15 protein-coding genes and 1 pseudogene are annotated in these 17,768 nt (G+C 48.2%); all 16 read left to right on the forward strand.

From position 1 onward, the window contains the following. Positions 1-20 precede the first annotated feature (20 nt). The 16 genes and pseudogenes from PCH02S_RS20260 to PCH02S_RS20330 all read left to right on the forward strand — a co-directional run bounded on the left by PCH02S_RS20260 (position 21) and on the right by PCH02S_RS20330 (position 17,741). The gene (locus PCH02S_RS20260; protein ID WP_127455755.1) at positions 21-791 is read left to right on the forward strand and encodes an ABC transporter permease; all 771 of its coding nucleotides are present in this window, start codon (positions 21-23) and stop codon (positions 789-791) included. Positions 792-843: 52 nt separating this feature from the next. Beyond that, positions 844-2,097 carry a threonine synthase gene (locus PCH02S_RS20265; RefSeq protein WP_127455756.1) on the forward strand — a complete coding sequence of 418 codons (1,254 nt, stop codon included), beginning with the start codon at positions 844-846 and terminating at the stop codon, positions 2,095-2,097. Positions 2,098-2,117: 20 nt separating this feature from the next. Continuing rightward, a complete protein-coding gene (locus PCH02S_RS20270; RefSeq protein WP_164819643.1) occupies positions 2,118-3,278 on the forward strand; it encodes a M20 family metallopeptidase in 1,161 nt (386 codons plus the stop codon). Positions 3,279-3,282: 4 nt separating this feature from the next. Further along, on the forward strand, positions 3,283-4,329 hold the full coding sequence (locus PCH02S_RS20275; RefSeq protein WP_127455758.1) for a serine hydrolase domain-containing protein: 1,047 nt from the start codon (positions 3,283-3,285) through the stop codon (positions 4,327-4,329). 37 nt (positions 4,330-4,366) lie between these two features. Further along, on the forward strand, positions 4,367-4,831 hold the full coding sequence (locus PCH02S_RS20280; RefSeq protein WP_127455759.1) for a RidA family protein: 465 nt from the start codon (positions 4,367-4,369) through the stop codon (positions 4,829-4,831). Positions 4,832-5,534: 703 nt separating this feature from the next. Then, a complete protein-coding gene (locus PCH02S_RS20285) occupies positions 5,535-5,909 on the forward strand; it encodes a hypothetical protein (protein WP_127455760.1) in 375 nt (124 codons plus the stop codon). Positions 5,910-6,077: 168 nt separating this feature from the next. Beyond that, positions 6,078-6,470 (forward strand): DoxX family protein, encoded by a 393-nt coding sequence (locus tag PCH02S_RS20290; protein WP_127455761.1) that lies wholly within the window; start codon positions 6,078-6,080, stop codon positions 6,468-6,470. 93 nt (positions 6,471-6,563) lie between these two features. Beyond that, a pseudogene (locus PCH02S_RS37015) lies at positions 6,564-6,692 on the forward strand (MerR family DNA-binding transcriptional regulator); the annotation flags it as partial. 6 nt (positions 6,693-6,698) lie between these two features. Next, the gene (locus tag PCH02S_RS20295; protein ID WP_246069179.1) at positions 6,699-7,064 is read left to right on the forward strand and encodes a hypothetical protein; all 366 of its coding nucleotides are present in this window, start codon (positions 6,699-6,701) and stop codon (positions 7,062-7,064) included. A gap of 111 nt (positions 7,065-7,175) precedes the next feature. Next, positions 7,176-8,534 (forward strand): hypothetical protein, encoded by a 1,359-nt coding sequence (locus PCH02S_RS20300; RefSeq protein ID WP_127455763.1) that lies wholly within the window; start codon positions 7,176-7,178, stop codon positions 8,532-8,534. Positions 8,535-9,029: 495 nt separating this feature from the next. Next, on the forward strand, positions 9,030-10,916 hold the full coding sequence (locus PCH02S_RS20305) for a sensor histidine kinase (RefSeq protein WP_127455764.1): 1,887 nt from the start codon (positions 9,030-9,032) through the stop codon (positions 10,914-10,916). After that, entirely contained in the window at positions 10,894-12,438 is a 1,545-nt protein-coding gene (locus tag PCH02S_RS20310) for a response regulator transcription factor (RefSeq protein WP_127455765.1), read from the forward strand. Before PCH02S_RS20305 ends, PCH02S_RS20310 begins: the two co-directional genes overlap by 23 nt. 12 nt (positions 12,439-12,450) lie before the next feature. Beyond that, a complete protein-coding gene (locus tag PCH02S_RS20315) occupies positions 12,451-14,118 on the forward strand; it encodes an extracellular solute-binding protein (protein WP_127455766.1) in 1,668 nt (555 codons plus the stop codon). A gap of 172 nt (positions 14,119-14,290) precedes the next feature. Continuing rightward, positions 14,291-15,187: an ABC transporter permease gene (locus PCH02S_RS20320; RefSeq protein ID WP_246069180.1), complete on the forward strand. Its 897-nt coding sequence runs from the start codon at positions 14,291-14,293 to the stop codon at positions 15,185-15,187. A 31-nt stretch (positions 15,188-15,218) separates the two neighbouring features. Next, on the forward strand, positions 15,219-16,094 hold the full coding sequence (locus PCH02S_RS20325; RefSeq protein WP_127455767.1) for a carbohydrate ABC transporter permease: 876 nt from the start codon (positions 15,219-15,221) through the stop codon (positions 16,092-16,094). Between the two features lie 84 nt (positions 16,095-16,178). Beyond that, the gene (locus tag PCH02S_RS20330; protein WP_127455768.1) at positions 16,179-17,741 is read left to right on the forward strand and encodes an extracellular solute-binding protein; all 1,563 of its coding nucleotides are present in this window, start codon (positions 16,179-16,181) and stop codon (positions 17,739-17,741) included. Positions 17,742-17,768 lie beyond the last annotated feature (27 nt).

Below are 17,768 nucleotides of genomic sequence, written 5' to 3' on the forward strand. Positions count from 1 at the left end.
TACTTGGCGGCTTTCTCATTATGGCCGTGACCGCAACGAAAATATCACCGCATGATCCGAACGTACAGGATTTATTAATGCGTTTTAAACCGCCTTTTTGGCTTAATGGCTCCGAAGAAGGCTATTGGCTGGGCACCGATAATATGGGGCGGGATTTGTTAAGCCGAATTATATATGGCAGTCAGGTTTCCATCCTTGTAGGTGTGGCAGCCGTAGTGATATCAGGTGTGCTCGGAACGATCATAGGCTTATTATCTGGATTTTACAGCGCTTTGGATCATCTCATGATGAGGATCGCAGATATCCAATTGGCTTTTCCGACGATTTTATTAGCACTAGCGATCGTGGCTGTCATTGGAGGCGGTTTGAATAATTTGATTATTGTGCTTGGTATTACAGGCTGGGTGCCTTATGCGAGAGTGATTCGCTCTGAGGTTTTGAGCATACGCTCCAGTGATTTCGTCGTTGCAGCCCAAACCATTGGGGTTAGTGACTTTCGCTTGCTGTTCAGGCATATCCTTCCGAATATTTTTTCACCGGTAATTACCATTGCTACTTTCCAAGTGGCGTCTGCTATTATTGCGGAATCTTCACTGAGTTTTCTTGGACTTGGCGTGCCTGTCAGTGTACCCAGCTGGGGCAACATGTTGAACCAAGGACAATTGTATATGGAATCAGCTTGGTGGATTTCCGTATTTCCTGGCTTGTCCATTATGCTGATTGTGTTAGCCATCAATATTTTGGGTGATATTTGGAGAGATAAACTGAATCCGAAAGCCAAAGGGCGCTAAAGAAGTTAAGCAGCACTTTCCTTATAGAAAGTTTTTAGGAGGAAGAAAGCAAATGACTTGGTCTTATGCAACTCATTACTCCTGTGATAATTGCACAGAGAGATTCGAATTAATGCAGCCTTTAAATACATGCCCAAGCTGCGGGGGCCTGCTGGAAATTCAGTATGATTTGGACCGTATGAAGGTTGAACTGCAGCCGGAGTTATTTGATTCTCGCGAACCCTCGATGTGGCGTTGGCATGAATTTTATCCCCTGCAGGACAGTACTAACGTTGTATCAATGGGAGAGGGCGGCACGCCGCTGTTGCCATCTGTTTACGCCGGAAAGAAGTTAGGGCTTTCCAAGCTCTATTTTAAAAATGATGCGTTGATGCCTACTGGTAGTTTTAAGGATCGTGGCTTTAGCTTGGCTGTTAGTTTTGCCAAAGAGTTGGGGTTATCACGGGGGCTGACTTACAGCTCAGGGAATGCGGGAGCTTCATTTGCGGCTTATGCTAGCCGGGCGGGACTAGATGCAACGGTGTTGGTCGAATATTTGGCTAATCCAATCAAGAAAGCGATCATCGGCTTGTACGGAGCTCATACGGCTACTTTGCATTTTGAAAGTATGACGGATATTTCTGCGATGCTTGAGCAAGCCGTGAGGGATCTGGGTCTATATCAGTTTGTGAATTTCATCAACCCAACCAGGCATGAAGCGATGAAGAGCTATGCTTATGAAATCAGTCAGGCATTGGGTTGGAAGGCCCCGGATGTGATGATTCACCCCGTAGGTACTGGTGGAGGTATCTGGGGAGCTTGGAAAGGTTTCTGTGAGTTGAAACAACTGGAGTGGATCGACTCGCTCCCCAAGATGGTTGCTGTGCAGCCGAGCGCTACGGGGCCGATTGTCCAGGCGTTCAAGCAGGGAGCAAGACATGCGGAGAAACATGGTGATCCTACTCAAACAATTGCGCAAAGCATTGCGGCTGATGCTCCAATTCAAGGAGGGCGCCGAGTGTTGAATGCCATTTACGATTCGGGTGGATTCGCAGACGTTGTGACGAATGAGGAGATTATCGAAGCGGTGCAATGGCTGGGCAACGAAGGGATTTGTGCTGAACCTGCTTCTGCCGCCTCACTTGCGGTGCTGAAGCGAGCTGTTTCCAATGGCCTTGTTCAACCAGATGATTGTGTCGTATGTGTGATTACCGGAAGCGGCTTGAAGCAGCCATCCGTCATTCAACAGGCAATAGCGGAATCCCAGTTAAAATTGAATGCAAGCTTTGATGATTTAAACAAACTTTTGACCGAATTATGGAAGTAGACTACAAGGTTGGAGATGATATGGTGCAGCAACCAAGCCCTGTAATTAAAGCCTTAATGACATGTATCTCGCATCCAACTCCAAATCCGCCCGGTGAAGTTGCTGAGGTAGCGGATTGGTTGGAGGAATGGGCGAGGAGCTTCGGTGCACAAGTCGTACGTCAAACGGTTGAACCAGGGAAGGACAATGTCATTATTACGCTGGATTACGGTCCCGGTCCATGTCTCGTTTTCAATACTCATATGGATGTTAATTCTCCCAAGGGACAAGTGTGGTCAACTCCGCCTTTTGAGCCAAGGTTAAGTCTGGATGAGGGAAAGCTCTATGGCGTGGGTGCATGTGATGCCAAAGGCAGCTTGGTTAGTATGATGGCAGCTTTGGAAAACATCGCAAACGATCCGAGAAGCCTAAGCGGTAAGCTGGTTCTTACTGCCGTGATGGGGGAAGAAGCCGGGGGGCTCGGTACGCTGCATTTGGTCCAGCAGGGAATTCAGGCGGATGGTGCGGTTGTAGGTGAGCCTACTGGGTTGGACGTTGCAATTGCACATAAAGGCACCTATATGCGACGGCTGCGTTTCCTTGGACGTGCTGCACATTCAGGGCGGCCGGAGCTTGGCATTAATGCGATCATCCATTCATCAAAATTTATTGTGGAGTATGAGAAACTGAATGCTAAATTGTCTCTTACTCCTCATGCGCTGCTTGGTCCGGCCAGTGCGGTAGTAACGATGATTCAGGGAGGAACTCGGCAAAATACGATTCCTAATCAATCGGAAATCATCATTGACCGCAGGTTGATTCCTGGTGAGACGCACGCGGATGCGGATTCCGAGCTTCAAGATATTTTGAATGCATTGAAAATATCGATACCTGAGCTAACGCTAGACCCAATTGAAGTAGTGGTAGCTACCATTCCTTCCGAAACATTGGCAACAGAGAGAATCGTTAGTACGGCCCTTGAAGCGGTTGAATATGTCATGAGGAAATCGCAAACTCCGTATGGTTTCAGGGCGGGCTGTGATATGAGTAAGCTGGTGACAATGGCCGGGATTCCAACGATCATACTGGGACCAGGCAGTTTGGATCAGGCGCATGCCCCTAATGAATTTGTTGAGATTTCTCAGGTTGAACAGGCAGTGCACATTTATGAACGAATTGCCCGACAATTTATAGGCAGGTGATTGAATGAGCAGAATAACTGAGTTTTTGCAGAAGGCCCGTGATGAGAAAACATTTTCCGGTGCGGCTTATGCCATTGGAAATTCAGACGGAATTAAGGAGCAGGGGACGGTTGGAACGCTCATTTGGGACGGGCCATCGGTGCAACTGGATAGTATATGGGATCTGGCATCTGTGACCAAACCCATCGCAATATTACCATTAATGGTGATGCTAGAGCGCGGTGAATGTTATTTGGATAATGGGATCGCTCATTTTTTGCCCGACTACAAAGATACGGATAAGGCCAACCTGACGCTCCGTCAACTGCTCTTGCATACAAGCGGGATACCCGGACAGCAGCCTTTATATCAGACATCGCCTACGAAAAAGGAACTATTGGCTGCTGTGAGAAATCTTCCGCTGCGCTATGCGCCTGACACCGATGTTGAATACTCCTCACAAGGTTTCATGATCTTGGGGGAAATCATAGAAGCGATTGCTGGTGACAGTCTGGATGCCGTGCTTAAACAGCTTGTATTGGAGCCGATTGGGATGAGTCAGACCCTGTTTAATCCCGGCGCACATTTGCACCCGCGTATTGCCGCAACCGAATATTGTGAATGGCGTAGCACGACCGTGATCGGAGAAGTACATGACGAGAATGCAGTCGTGATGGGAGGCATTGCAGGTCATGCGGGTTTGTTCAGCACCGCCGGGGATATGAGCAAGCTTTGCCAAGCGATGCTCCGGTTAGGAGAAACTGCAGAAGGCCGTTTCTTACAGCCAGAGACAGTTCGCGTGATGACTAACAATCAGACATCATCTTTAAAACTGGCCAGAGGGCTTGGATGGCAGGCAAAGGACAGGCATGATTCTCCTGCGGGTGACTTGTTCTCCATGTCTTCCTATGGACATACCGGTTTCACGGGAACCAGCATATGGATGGATCCGGAAGATGATGTGTTTGCTGTACTTTTGACAAATCGCGTTCACCCTACACGTACCAGCACGGCAATCAAAAGGGTTCGCTCCATTTTCCACAACTTGGCTTTTCTGTCGGTAAGAAGTTAGTGTTTATCAAATATATGGAAATTAACGGAGGACAACGATGAGTGTAATTTCGAGCAGATTAAAAGAATTAGGTATTGAGTTGCCAGTTCCAGGTGTACCTGTAGCAAAGTATGTGCCAGCTGTAACAGTTAACAATCTGGTCTATACATCAGGCAATGATTGCCGTATGAATGGTAAGCTTATTTTTGAAGGGAAGCTAGGAACGGATTTGACGATTGAACAGGGGCAACTAGCAGCAAGACAAACGATGATTAACCTGTTAGGTGTATTGCAAGCGCATCTAGGTGACTTGGATCGAGTGGAAAAAGTTGTAAAGTTATTGGCCTTTGTCAACAGTGCGAGTGGCTTTGCGGACCAGCCGTATGTCATTAATGGGGCTTCGGAACTGCTGGAGTCTGTTTTTGGTGAAAATGGTAAACATGCCAGATCGGCCATAGGTACGTCTGATTTACCTTTTAACACACCAGTTGAAATTGAGATGATTGTTCAAATTAAATCATAGGATGCCGCCTATCGCTTAGCGGAGCGAAGGAGACATGAAAAGTCGCATTTGATGCGGCTTTTTTTATTTGCCATTAGATGTGGACTGGCAAGTTGGCGGGGGGGCTTGGCCGAAGCTGCGGCTCGGCTGAGGGGAAGGGGAACTGAGGTCCCTTATTTCTATGAATTGGGCGGATAATCCACCAAATATATAGAAATAAGGCCCTATAGTTCCCCGAAAAGTCGGGAACAGCCCTGAGGGCACAAATAGTGCCCTCAGGTTCCGCTATTTGCCGCCGCGTGCAGTCTGGCAACTTGGCGGGGGAGCTTTGGCCGAAGGCTGAGGCCAGGCTGAGAGGAACAGCAGGGTGCTATTTCTGCGAAATAGGCCCTATTGTGTGGTGAAGGGGAACTGAGGTCCCTTATTTCTACGAATTGGGCGGATAATCCACCAAATACATAGAAATAAGGCCCTGTAGTTCCCCGAAAAGCTGGGGACAGCCCTGAGGGAACAAATAGTGCCCTCAGGTTCCGCTATTTGCCATTGGGTGCAGCCTGGCAAGTCGGCGGGGGGCTTGGCCGAAGCTGAGGTCAAGCTGTGGGGAACCGGACCTCTTATTTCCATGGATACGGTTTTATCCTCACCAAAAACAGATGGAGTAGGATACTTCCAATATGTGTTAAGATATTAATGACACTCCAATTTCCAAATAGGAGCTAAGAGCATGAAGAAAAAAATAAGACAAATTATTGTTGGTGAAAAAGAATATGTATTTGTGATTAACAAGCAATACAATCAAGGTGTAAGTGAAATTTCTCTTTCAATATCATTAAAGAAACTGAAGAACATGACCTGTTCATTCCACTTTTGTACTTGGGACGACCCAATTACGGGGAGCCCTCTTTTAGTTGGTATCACTTTAAGGAAGATTGGGACAAGCGATACTGAAAATTTCAATTTACATTACCCAAGAATAGTTAAGCACTTTATTCAGTATGGTCTGGAGAATGGTTGGAATGTGGCAAACAGAACAGTTTTTAATGATGGGCTAGAAATACTCAGTAAGTTTGGATATGACGTTATACCGCTAAAACCATGAGAAACATCTACTCCGCCGCGGTATCGGTGAGATAGAGTGTAAGAGCATGGCTGCATGTGCATGGGGATATTATAAAAAAAATTTCCCCTATGTCGATTTCACCGTGGTTTATTCGTCGTACTCTTAGAAGGACAAATTTTAGTGAATCATTTAAAGGAGAGTTGGACAATGACAAGAACAATTTCTAAAGGACGACTATGGACGGCGAGAGTGATGAGTGGAATAGCCATTTTATTTATGTTGCTTGACAGTATCATGAAATTATTTAAACCTTCATTTGTTGTTGATTCTGTCAATTCGCTTGGTTTCCAGGAGCATCATATCTATGTGATGGGCATACTCGGACTTCTTTCAACCGTTCTTTATATGGTGCCACGTACAACGATTCTGGGTGCTATACTGTTGACCGGCTATTTTGGAGGCGTAATGGCGACTCAGGTTCGTCTAGATGCCCCGCTTTTCTCCACGATTCTGTTTCCTGTCTATCTGGCAGTATTGGTTTGGGGAGGCCTTTGGTTAAGGAATGAGCAAGTACGCAAAATCTTTTCTTTGCAACAGTAGTGTGAGTGGGGCAAAAGAGGAACATGGTTACATGAAAAGTCGCAGGTAATGCGGCTTTTTCATTTTAAATAGGGCAGAATTTATAAGAAAAGCTTGAGTAAGACGCAACCCAAAAAAACATCTGTCACTATTCGTACTCTTCAATATTACGATAAGAGAGGCGTTCTTTCCCCTTCGAAGCATACGCAAGCTGGATATCGTTTGTACTCTAACGAGGATCTGCTCAAGATGCAAACACATTCTGGCTCTGAAGTATCTCGGTTTCACTTAAAGCCAGATCAACTTGCAGACCAAGAATTCATCGAAGAATCGCACCTCCAATATACCCTGTTCCGAGCAGAGCTCAAAAGGCTTGTGGCAGCAGATGCCGATCCGGGAAGCTTGGAAGCCCAGAATCTGGCACGGTCCTTAACGGAACTAAATGCTCGTCGATCGCAGGGAGACCCAGATATCCTTAAAGGAATGGAACAGGCCTGGCATAGCTTTAACGCGCTTCTCAGCGATAAGAAGCCGCAGATTTACACACTATCCATGGAAGAGAGGGAATTTATTAAACAGGTGTTTATCCTCATGTACAAGCAATCCGCCGAATAGTGATTGCTTTCGCAACCTAGCGACAGATTGACGTGTATGAAGAATCGGAAATTTACCTATAAACTTGGTATAATGAACGGGACACGATGGAGTAACAGGAGGGGCGGATAGATGAAAACAGATATGACGCGGGGGCGTAAAGTACCAGCGACTCAGGAGGCATTCGGCTCTGACCGTTTGAAATCGATTGCCAACGGGATAAGCGCACCTATTCAGATGCTTCAAACTGCGCATCGAACGATAGGCAATCGGGCAGTACAGCGAATGGTGGAGCAGAGCCATCCCAAGATAAAGGAACATCCCGGACAGGGGGCTGCAATAGGTCCCGTAGTTCAGCGTTTGGAGGACAGCGACAGCTTCAAGAAGAGTACACCGGTCATGTTAAGACCGATGAACAAAATTAAAAATGTGGATAGCGCACTAGTCGATTATCATAAGCTGGCTGAGAATGATTACGCCAAACGAAGCACGCAGCTGGAGAAAATCATAACGGAATGCAATACATATGTCGATAATAAACCAAAAAAGGATTTGGTTCCTGGGGTGAATGAACTGAAGCGACAGGCGATTGTAGAAAAGAGCGTCATCGAGTTGATCGCGCAAGCTGAAGGTAAATCGGGGACGCAAAAGTTTTACACTATGGTTGAAGCTCAAGATAAATGGCTGCTTGTGAAAGGCGATGTGCCTGGTCTAGGTGGCATCGTATTCGGTCCGATGTTTGATAAAATTATCGTGGAGTTAAGAGCGACTCCAGGAGCCATCGAAGAGGTACTGCAGCACGAGGCCGACCAATTGAAGGCTATAGCCGACGATCCAGATACGCCTGATATTACGAAACAGGTGTTGGCCGAGGTCTTGGGCAATATGGGTGAAATCAAGATGAATGCACTGAACCCGGGAGCGCGGTTTACGAATGATAAGGAGAAGCAGCAAGGGGTGCAGGAGAAGTATGTGGTCAATCACGGTCTCAATGCGCCGGGCGGCTCGGCAGAGCGATTAGGGTCGCTTACTCACGAATTTACGCATGTATCTATCTCAGAGAAGTTCGACAACACGCCGTTGTTCTTCGCCTTTGATCCGAGCACGAGCGAGGACGAGGTGATGCAGCTTGTAAATAAGCGCCACCAGCATCTGGACAAGCTGATTAGTACTCTCGCTTCAGGAGGATTCTCGCAAGAACAGCTATCTCTGCTCAACATGAAGCTGGAATATCCTCGCAAAGGAGGCCCTGGCGGCGTACAGCGGTATATTACAAACTTTTTTCAGAGCAAAAAAATTACGGCTCAGGAGAAGCAGAAGGCCGAATCTTTGGTTAATAAAGGAATGGACAATACCGTCATTGAATTCGATACCGTCATCAATCAGATGCTGATCTATATGCATCAGTGGAAAATTGCCATGGATAATCCGTTCTACAAGCTACTGCGGACGGTTGCCGAAGACGCATACAACTATCGGATGGGGGCGTAGGCAGGGAGAGAACCATTTGAAAAAGTTAATACTAGTTTCCTTTTTAACAATGATTCCCAGTATAGCGACCATGTTTCTATTAATTGAATTCTTTCCATATACAGGTCTTGGAAGAGTGGTAAGTATTCCAGCAACATTATTTATTAATATTACTATTTTGTTAATTTCTCTACGTATCACGCAAAAATTTAAATCGATTGTATTCAAAAGTTTAATTTGGCTTGTAGTCATATCATTAAGCGTGTTATTGGCGATGATTTTGCATCCACAAGAATACTTACCTAGTGTCCTATCGCAACTTTGGAATTGAAATTATCCAGGCTTATATTAATCTTCTTATAAAGTGGTTAACAAAACATTAAAAAATCTTCACCAAACCGGTGAAGATTTTTTAACATCCCCACAACCCTCTAAATCCCCCACTATCTAAACATCTAAAAATTTTATCCATTTTAATAATTTTGCTGGCTGCAAGAGTGACGAGGAGTCATTATAATGGGGGAAAGCCAATGTCTGTTATTGCGGGAAGAGGAAACAGCTATGATGAAGCATACCAATGTGCTCCAATACATCAATCAGCACTTCAAAGTGAAGCTAATATTGTCGTTGTCGGTTATTATTACAATTTGCTCGCTCGTCACCGGCTATATATCGTACAAAATGAATTTAAACTTGTTCGAAAGTGAGATCAGCAAGCAATACTTGAAAACGAGCGAGCAAACGATTGAGCAGATCGGCTCCAAAATTCAGGATATTTACCGCATCACGGACTTCGTGATTTTCAACTCTTATGTTGAACGCATTGTGCAAAATATGCACGCTGAACCGGCACCCGGGGAAAGCATTGAGTATCGCAATTTCATGCTGGAGCGGAACCTGGAGAACGTTCTGCTGCCACTCAAGAATGAAACGACGCACATTCGTGCCGTCTATATCGTTGATTTGCAAGGCTACAACATGTATTTCAGCCAGGCGAACCCTTCCATTCAGCTTCAGTTCCCGGATTTTTACGAGCAGGTTAAAAAGGGGATGACCAATACTTCAGCGGAAATCGTTTGGCAGCGGATGAATATCTCCGATTTCTACGAGCCGACCGGGGAGAAGAGCAGCCTCGTTGCTGCGCGTTGGCTCAAGTCGACCGAGCAGCAGACGGTATACGGCATGCTGATCCTCATTATTGACGAACAATACTTCGGCAGTTTGTTAGATCCGCTTATGGCGGGACAAACAGCCGGAGCGTATATTTACGATAAATTCGATCGACTGTTGTACAGCCGGGAACCCGAAGGCAGTCCCGGTTTCGATCCCGCCCCGGGTAAGGGACCGGGCAGCTTCATCGAGCATCGCGACGGCAACGATTATTTGTTCGTGAAAAGCGTTTACGAACCCCGCTCGTTCAAGCTGGTTAGCGGCATTTCGCTCAACGATATTAAGGCTAAGGGGCGCACGGTCTATCACCTGGCTCTTGCATTCGGGCTAGTCAGTATCGTGTTAATGGCGGTAAGCGTATCGTTCTTCAGCGGCAAAATGTTGAAACCACTGCATGTGCTCGTGAGGGCGATGCAGCGGGTGCGCGAAGGCAACCTACGGACCGTTCTCCCACGTACGTCCAATGATGAGTTTGCTTTTCTCACTGACAGTTTTAACAAGATGGTCGCAGATATTCAGTCGCTCATTCAGGAGGTATACGTCAGCAAACTGAGTGAGCAGGAAGCCGAACTCAAGGCCTTGCAGGCGCAGTTAAATCCACATTTTTTGCACAATGCGCTTAATTCGATTTATTGGAAAATCATGCTGCTCTACGACGACGAAGAAACGGCGGCGCTCGTCACCAGCTTGTCGGATCTACTGCGCTATTCGCTCGCTCCCGTATCGACATCGATTACACTGCGAGACGAGCTTGCGCAAATCCGCAACTATATCAGGATTCAAGAAGCACGGCATGGCGATGAGTTGTACGTCAGTATCGAGGCTCCAGAGGAGCTCTTAAGCTGCCGTATGCAGCGGCTATTGCTGCAGCCCCTTGTCGAGAACGTATTCGTTCATGCGTTTCTGGATCAAACGACGAGCAAACGGCTCGCGATACGTGTCAGCAGACGGGAAACCGAGATTTGGGTTGAAATCGAAGATAACGGTCACGGGATTTCTCCAGAAATGATTCATCAGCTGCTCGACGACCGGACCTTGTACGACGAGCGTGGTGAGCGCGAGCGGCTCGGAGTGCGCAATGTGCTGCGGCGCATTTACTTGGTGCACGGCGAGTCGTACGGAATGGATATTCGGCGGTTAGCGCAAGGGACGCTCATTCAAGTCAAACTGCCATATGAAATGGATGCCATAGAGGAAAGGAGGATGTTTCATGATGCGCATTCTGCTAGTTGAAGATGAACCTTTATTCCGCAAAGGCCTAGCCAAAATGATCGCAGGGAGCGAAGCGAGCTGGGAGGTTTGCGGCGAGGCGGAGAATGGCTTGGTCGCAGAGCGTCTCATCGCCGAACTTCAACCTGATCTCGTCGTTACGGATATTCGGATGCCGGTCATGGACGGTCTGGAACTTCTGCGGAGCACAAAGGCTGTCTTTCCTGACATTGAGTTTATTGTCATTACAGGGTTTCAAGATTTCCAATATGCGCAAACAGCGCTTCGCAGCGGGGCGCTCGATTTGCTCGTCAAGCCGTGCAGCAAACCTGACATGCATGAAGCCCTTTCTAAAGCGGATGAGTTTGTGCAAAAGAAACAGATGGCCGCACGCAAGGAGGCGAGCGAGCGTCAACTCCTGCAGGAAAACGCGTTGCGAGCCGTGTTCCTGCGTTTTCCGTATCGCCAAGAAGCGGCGGCTGAGTTGGAAAGGGAGCTGCGCTGCAGCATATTGTTCGTGCTGCATGTTGCCGACTTCCTTCCTGAAGATCGTGGGTATATGAAGCGTGATGTGCCGCTTTTGCAATACGCAGTCCTTAACATTATGGGCGAGCTGCTTGATGTGTTTGAAACCTGGGGCACGCTGCTATTAATCGAAGCCGGTCGCTTCGCCTTGCTTCTGCCTGCCGAAGCTAGCGCCGAGGAGGAGCGGCTTCTGGATGCAGCTTGCAGCACGGTGCGGCAATTGCTCGGTCTGACGGTCCTCGTTCATAATGCCGGCCACGTCCGCAGTCTCAGCGAGCTCGCCGACTTGTACGAGGCGGCACTGGCAGAGAGCGCGCAGAGCCGTGTCTCTGCAGATCAGGGCGGTAAGCCGGAAGCTGCGCTGCCGGTCAACCGTGTCCGTCAGCAGCTCATTGGCGCTCAGGCGGCGGCATTAATCATGGCTGGACAAGCGGAAGCGCTGCAGCAGTACTTGGATGAGCTGATAAAAGAAATGAGAGCTATGGACGCTGAAGCTCTGCCGATTGAGGCATTGTCGCTCAGCTTTGCCCTGCAGGACGTAGCCCGTAAGCAGTTGGAGCGGGAGTATGAGGCTCGTGCTTTGACGGAGCGTATCGGAAAGCTGAACGAATGCCGCAGTGGAGATGAAGTGTGCGCTTGGATGAAGGCGGAGACGGAGCGGTTTATGCAGGATTATGAGGAATGGCAAAACCGTTACAGCTCCAACGCGGTGTTGCGGGCGGTCCGTTACATCGAAGAGCGTTATGCTGAGCAGCTTTCGTTACAGCAGGTCGCTTCGCACGTTCATTTGAACGCTGCTTATTTCAGTCACCTGTTTAAGAAAGAGACTGGCCGCAGTTTCGTCAATTTCCTAATTGACGTGCGTATGGACAAGGCGAAGCTGCTGCTGTCCAATACGAATCTGAACGTAACGGAAGTTTCGGGTAGAGTCGGATACGATTTGCCCAATTATTTCGCTAAATTGTTCAAAATAAACACCGGCTTATCGCCAAAGGAATATCGCAAGCACACTACCATATAAGGGGGAGCGGAGATGCTGCATGTGCTGAAGCGTGCGGCCATGCCGCTGCTGGCGGCTGGTGCGCTGATTGTTGCCACAGCTGGTTGCTCGGCCAGCCCGAGCTATTACCGTGCCGAAGACGCGCCGAAAGCTTCGACGCAAGAAAAAATTACGGTGACCATCTATGACCGTGGCAATATCCCGTCCAGCGAAGGGACGATAGAGAATAACAAAATAACAAAGTGGATTAACGAAACCGGAGAGGTGGAAGCGAGATTCGTGGCTGTTCCTCGATCTCAGTCGGAACAGAAGCTAAACGCGCTGTTCGCTTCAGGGGAAGCGCCGGACCTTATGTTGGAGTATGCGCCGCAAATAAAAAATACGTTGATCGACCGCAAACTGCTGCGACCGATCGACGACATGATTGAGAAGTACAGCACGACCTATAAGGAACTGTTGAGTAAATACCCGGTACTGCGCAAAGCGGGTACTGGAGCTGATGGCAAGTTGTACCAGTTCGGGCGCATTAACGAGACAATTCCGACGCGAGGCATCTTCATACGAGCCGATTGGCTGAAGAAACTCCATTTGGCAGTCCCTACGACAACAGATGAGCTTTACGAAGTGGCCAAAGCGTTCACGGAGCAGGACCCCGATGGCAACGGTAAAAATGATACGTATGGTATTGCTTTGCCCTATAACTCGGGTTATGTCCTGAGTGAAATGTTTGGTGTCACGTACCCGGACTTCGTCGTCAAAGACGGGGAGCTCGTGCATGGATGGGATAATATCGAGGCGTTAATAGCGTTCAAGCGGAAGTTGTTTAACGAAGGGCTGGTGGATCGGAACTTTTTGAGTGACAAGAACGGGGCACGGGCGAAGCAAGATTTTCTAAACAATCGAATTGGTATTTACATGGATCAATTCAACGTGCCGATCACTTTCTATACGGACACTTACTCGCCTCTGAAGCGGAACGTGCCGAATGCCGAGCTGACCGTCATCCCGTATCCGTCGACGCCGGTGGGGAGGTTCAACTCGGTTTTCGTCAATCCAATTCAAATGACAGCAGTCGTCAATGCCGACACGAAACATCCGGAAGCGGTGATGAAGTACGTCGACTTCGCATCCTCTGATACATTCATGAAGACGATGTACTATGGATTCGAAGGCGTCCACAGCAGGACCGAGCCGGGCAAATGCCCGGTTGTGACGGATCTGGACAAATGGAGGACGGAATTCAATTATGCCACCGGCGATTTTGCGATGTTAGCTTCACCGATCTTGGCCGGCAATTGCTATTACGCCACCGAGAAGCTGGATGTGCACGATCCGCTTCAGCGGGAAGTGAAAAATATGTTTGAATTGAATTCGGAGTACGTCGATTTCTCCCTGCCAATCGCCGGCCCGACGAACGCCGAGCAAATGCCGCAGCTGCCTAAGGAGCTGCAGGCGATTTTGAATGCTACGAAAAATCAGGTGGATGTGGATACAGGCGATATCTGGATTAAGGCGATTGTAACGCCGGACTACACGCCGGAGCAGGCGAAACGAGATGCCATTGCAGCCTGGGAGCAGGCCGGAGGCAAACAAGTTGACGACTGGTACCGGGATTTTTACGCGCACGACAGAGACAGTATCATCTTGACGAAAGACATTTATAGCATTTTTAAGGAGCAGCGTGTCGCACAAGGAAAATAAATGAACAGGAATTAGAGCAGCAGCTCGGAAGCCTTCGCTTTCGGGCTGCTGCTCTTTTGTATCCCATTCAAGCGAACTAAAGATTTTATCCAGATTCCCATAATTCCTAGATGTTGCGGGGGGGCGTAAGTATTAAACTGGTCAAGACAAAACAAAAGTGGAGGTGATAGCTGTGCTTAGTTATTTGAACAAGAAGAAATATTTGTATTTGCTGCTGCTGCCTTGCGTCGTTTATTTCCTCGTATTCAATTACGTGCCGATGTACGGCGTGCTGATGGCCTTCAAGGATTTTGATTTTTCGAAGGGGATTATCCATAGTCCATGGGTGGGGTTCGACAACTTCAAGTATATGTTCGGCCTTAGCGATTTTTACAAAGTGTTCTGGAACTCCTTTTATTTAGGCGTACTGCGGATCGTGTTTGGTTTCCCGCTGCCGATCATTCTGGCCTTGCTGCTGAACGAGATGCGCAATATGGCGTACCAGCGTCTGACGCAGACCATCATTTACCTCCCGCATTTCATCTCTTGGGTGGTGATCGGCGGTATTCTCGTTAACTTCCTGTCGCCGGCATGGGGGCTCGTCAACATTTTCCTGAAGCAGCTAGGTATCGATCCGGTGTTTTTTCTCGCTGATCCGCATTATTTCCGCCCCGTCGTCGTGCTCAGCAGCATCTGGAAGGAATCCGGATGGGGCAGCATCATCTATTTAGCGGCGATTGCTGGCATTAACTCGGAGTTGTACGAATCAGCCAGCATCGACGGTGCGAGCCGGTTGCAAAAGATATGGTACGTGACGCTGCCAGGCATCAAGTCAACGATTGTCATTTTGCTGATCTTGCGGCTTGGGCAAGTGATGAACAACGGTTTTGAGCAAATATTCGTGCTGCAAAACCCAATGAACCTGAATGTGTCTGAAGTGTTTGAGACGTATGCGTACCGGGTCGGCATTCTCGGCGGAAGGTTCTCTTTCGGTACAACTGTCGGACTCTTCACGTCTGTAATCGGGCTCATCTTCCTGCTCGCCGGTAACCGTATCGCCAAGTGGCTGAAGGAGGACGGTATATGGTAATCCGTGCTGCAGATCGACGAGGAGGGTGCTTATGATGAAAATCCGATCGATTGGCGACAAATCGTTCGATGCCGTCAACTATTTGTTCGTTACATTGTTCTCTTTAGCTTGTTTGTTCCCGTTTATTTATGTAGCTTCGTTCTCCGTTACGCCTTATTCCGAATATTTGGAAAATCCGATGAAGCTCATCCCGAGCCATATCGAGTTCGGTGCGTACAAGCAAATTTTGCATATGCCGCTGATGTGGACCGGTTACAGGAACACGATTTTAATTACGCTCATCGGCGTGGCGATAAACATCGTTTTGATGCTGGTCTCCGCTTATCCGCTATCCAAAACGGATCTGAAAGGCCGAAATGCTGTGCTTATGCTCATCACGTTCACGATGTTTTTTAACGGTGGGCTGATCCCGAATTTTTATCTGGTGAAGTCGTTGCATCTGTACAACACGCTGTGGAGCTTGATTTTGCCCGGAGTACTCAGCGCTTACAACCTTATTTTGATGAAAAATTTCGTCGCCGCCATCCCGCCCAGCCTGGAGGAGGCAGCGTTCATCGACGGCGCCAACGAGCTGAAAGTGTTATCGCGAATTATCGTGCCCCTGTCGAAGCCGGCCATCGCTACGTTCGTCATTTTTCACGCGGTGACGCAGTGGAACACGTTTTTCCCAGCGGTTATGTATACGTCCAAGCGGGATTTGTGGCCGTTAATGCTGATTTTACGGGATTTGGTCGTGGATGACGGCGGGCTCGCCAAGGATGCGATGGACGCTAGCAGCGCCGGCGTGACTGTTTTTACGATCAAGATGGCGATTATTATTTTCGCGTCGCTGCCGATTTTGCTCGTGTATCCGTTCCTGCAGCGGTTTTTCATGCAAGGTCTGCTCGTCGGTTCGATTAAAGGTTAAAGCGGCGTGGCCCGTCAATGTTTTCGATTATAGCTGTATTCTCATGCAGTTGTAATATAACTTTCTACGAAGGAGTCTTGGAAAATGAAAATGAAGCATAAACGCAAAGTTAGCGCCTTCGTCAGCGCAGCGCTGCTGGCGGCTGTCGTCGCAGGCTGCGGCCCGAACGCTGAAACGTCAAACAGCAGTGGAGGCTCGTCGTCTGGCAAAAATGAGCCGGTCAGCATCAGCATGTTCAATAGGGTCAATGCACAGATCGTCGTTGACAATAACCCGGTTATCGCCGAAGTGAATAAGTTGGCCAACGTCAAGCTTTCGGTGGAAGCGCCACCGATCAACAATTACAACGACAAGCTGCAGGTTCTTATGGCTTCCGGTGATCTGCCGGATCTGGTCTACAACTGGGGCGGCGCCGATTCCAATATGGAAACGTGGATTAAGAACGGTTTACTCACCCCGCTCGACGATAAAATTGCCCAATATCCGAACCTGACGAAAAACATCACGAAAGAAATGTGGGATAGTGTCAAATCGGTAAACGACGGTAAAATCTACATTGTTCCTCGTACGAACGTGGTCAATCACTGGGGCTATATGATTAACCAGACGTGGCTGGACAAGCTGAATTTGAAAGCGCCGACAACGATCGAAGAGTTTACGAACGTGTGCAAGGCGTTTACGCTGGGCGATCCCGATGGCAACGGCAAGGCGGATACGTATTGTGTCAGCTTCTCCAACCCGACGCTCGGTGGCAATACGATTTGGAACTCGTCCAACTTCCTGACCTCCGCTTTCAACTTGCCGATCCAAAACGGATCGAAAGATACGGATGGCAATTACAAAATCCGGGAGAAAATGTCCGGGTACATCCCTTTCCTGACGTATATGAAACAGTTGAACGACGATAAACTGATCGATCCGGAGTTTTTGGTCAACAAAATTTACGTCGATCAGGACAAACTGAACCAGAACCGCGTCGGTATTAATTACGCTCATCAATATACCGTCATGGGCAACCTGTCCAAAGACAAGGATTCGGATAAAAAGTTTACGTATCATGCCGTTCTGAAAGATAGCAAAGGCGTAGCGAGCGATTGGGTGACACCGGCGACGTGGGGCGGATGGATGATCCCGAAATCGACGAAACACGTGGATGACGTCTTGAAATTTTTGGACTGGGGGAATACGGCCGAAGCTAACACATTGTTCCAAATCGGGATCAAAGGCCTTACCTATGACAGTTACGATCCGGCTACAAAGAGCATATCGCGTACCGCCGACGAAACAACGAAATTGGCCAGCACGACAAGTACGTATATGACGCTCGCCAATGCTATCAATGGTGAACCGGCACTTATCGAGAACGCTGATACACCGGAACGGCTGAGTAAATACAAGGCGCAGTTTGACGAGGCGATGAAGCAGATGACGGTCATCAACGTACCGGCTGTGCGGTCTCCGAAAATTTCGAATTTGAGCAAAACGATTCCCGATCTTATGAAGAAAAAGGACGATCAGGAGATGAAATACATTCTCGGATCCATTTCGTTGCAGCAGTTCAAAGACTTCCTGGAAAAGGAATGGTATCCTGCCACTGCAGATGCCGAGAAAGAATACATCGACTATATGAACAAGTTGGGCAAATAAAAGCGACATTACAAAGGAGAATCTGCT

It is taken from the genome of Paenibacillus chondroitinus NBRC 15376, assembly GCF_004000765.1.
Lineage (GTDB): Bacteria > Bacillota > Bacilli > Paenibacillales > NBRC-103111 > Paenibacillus_E > Paenibacillus_E chondroitinus.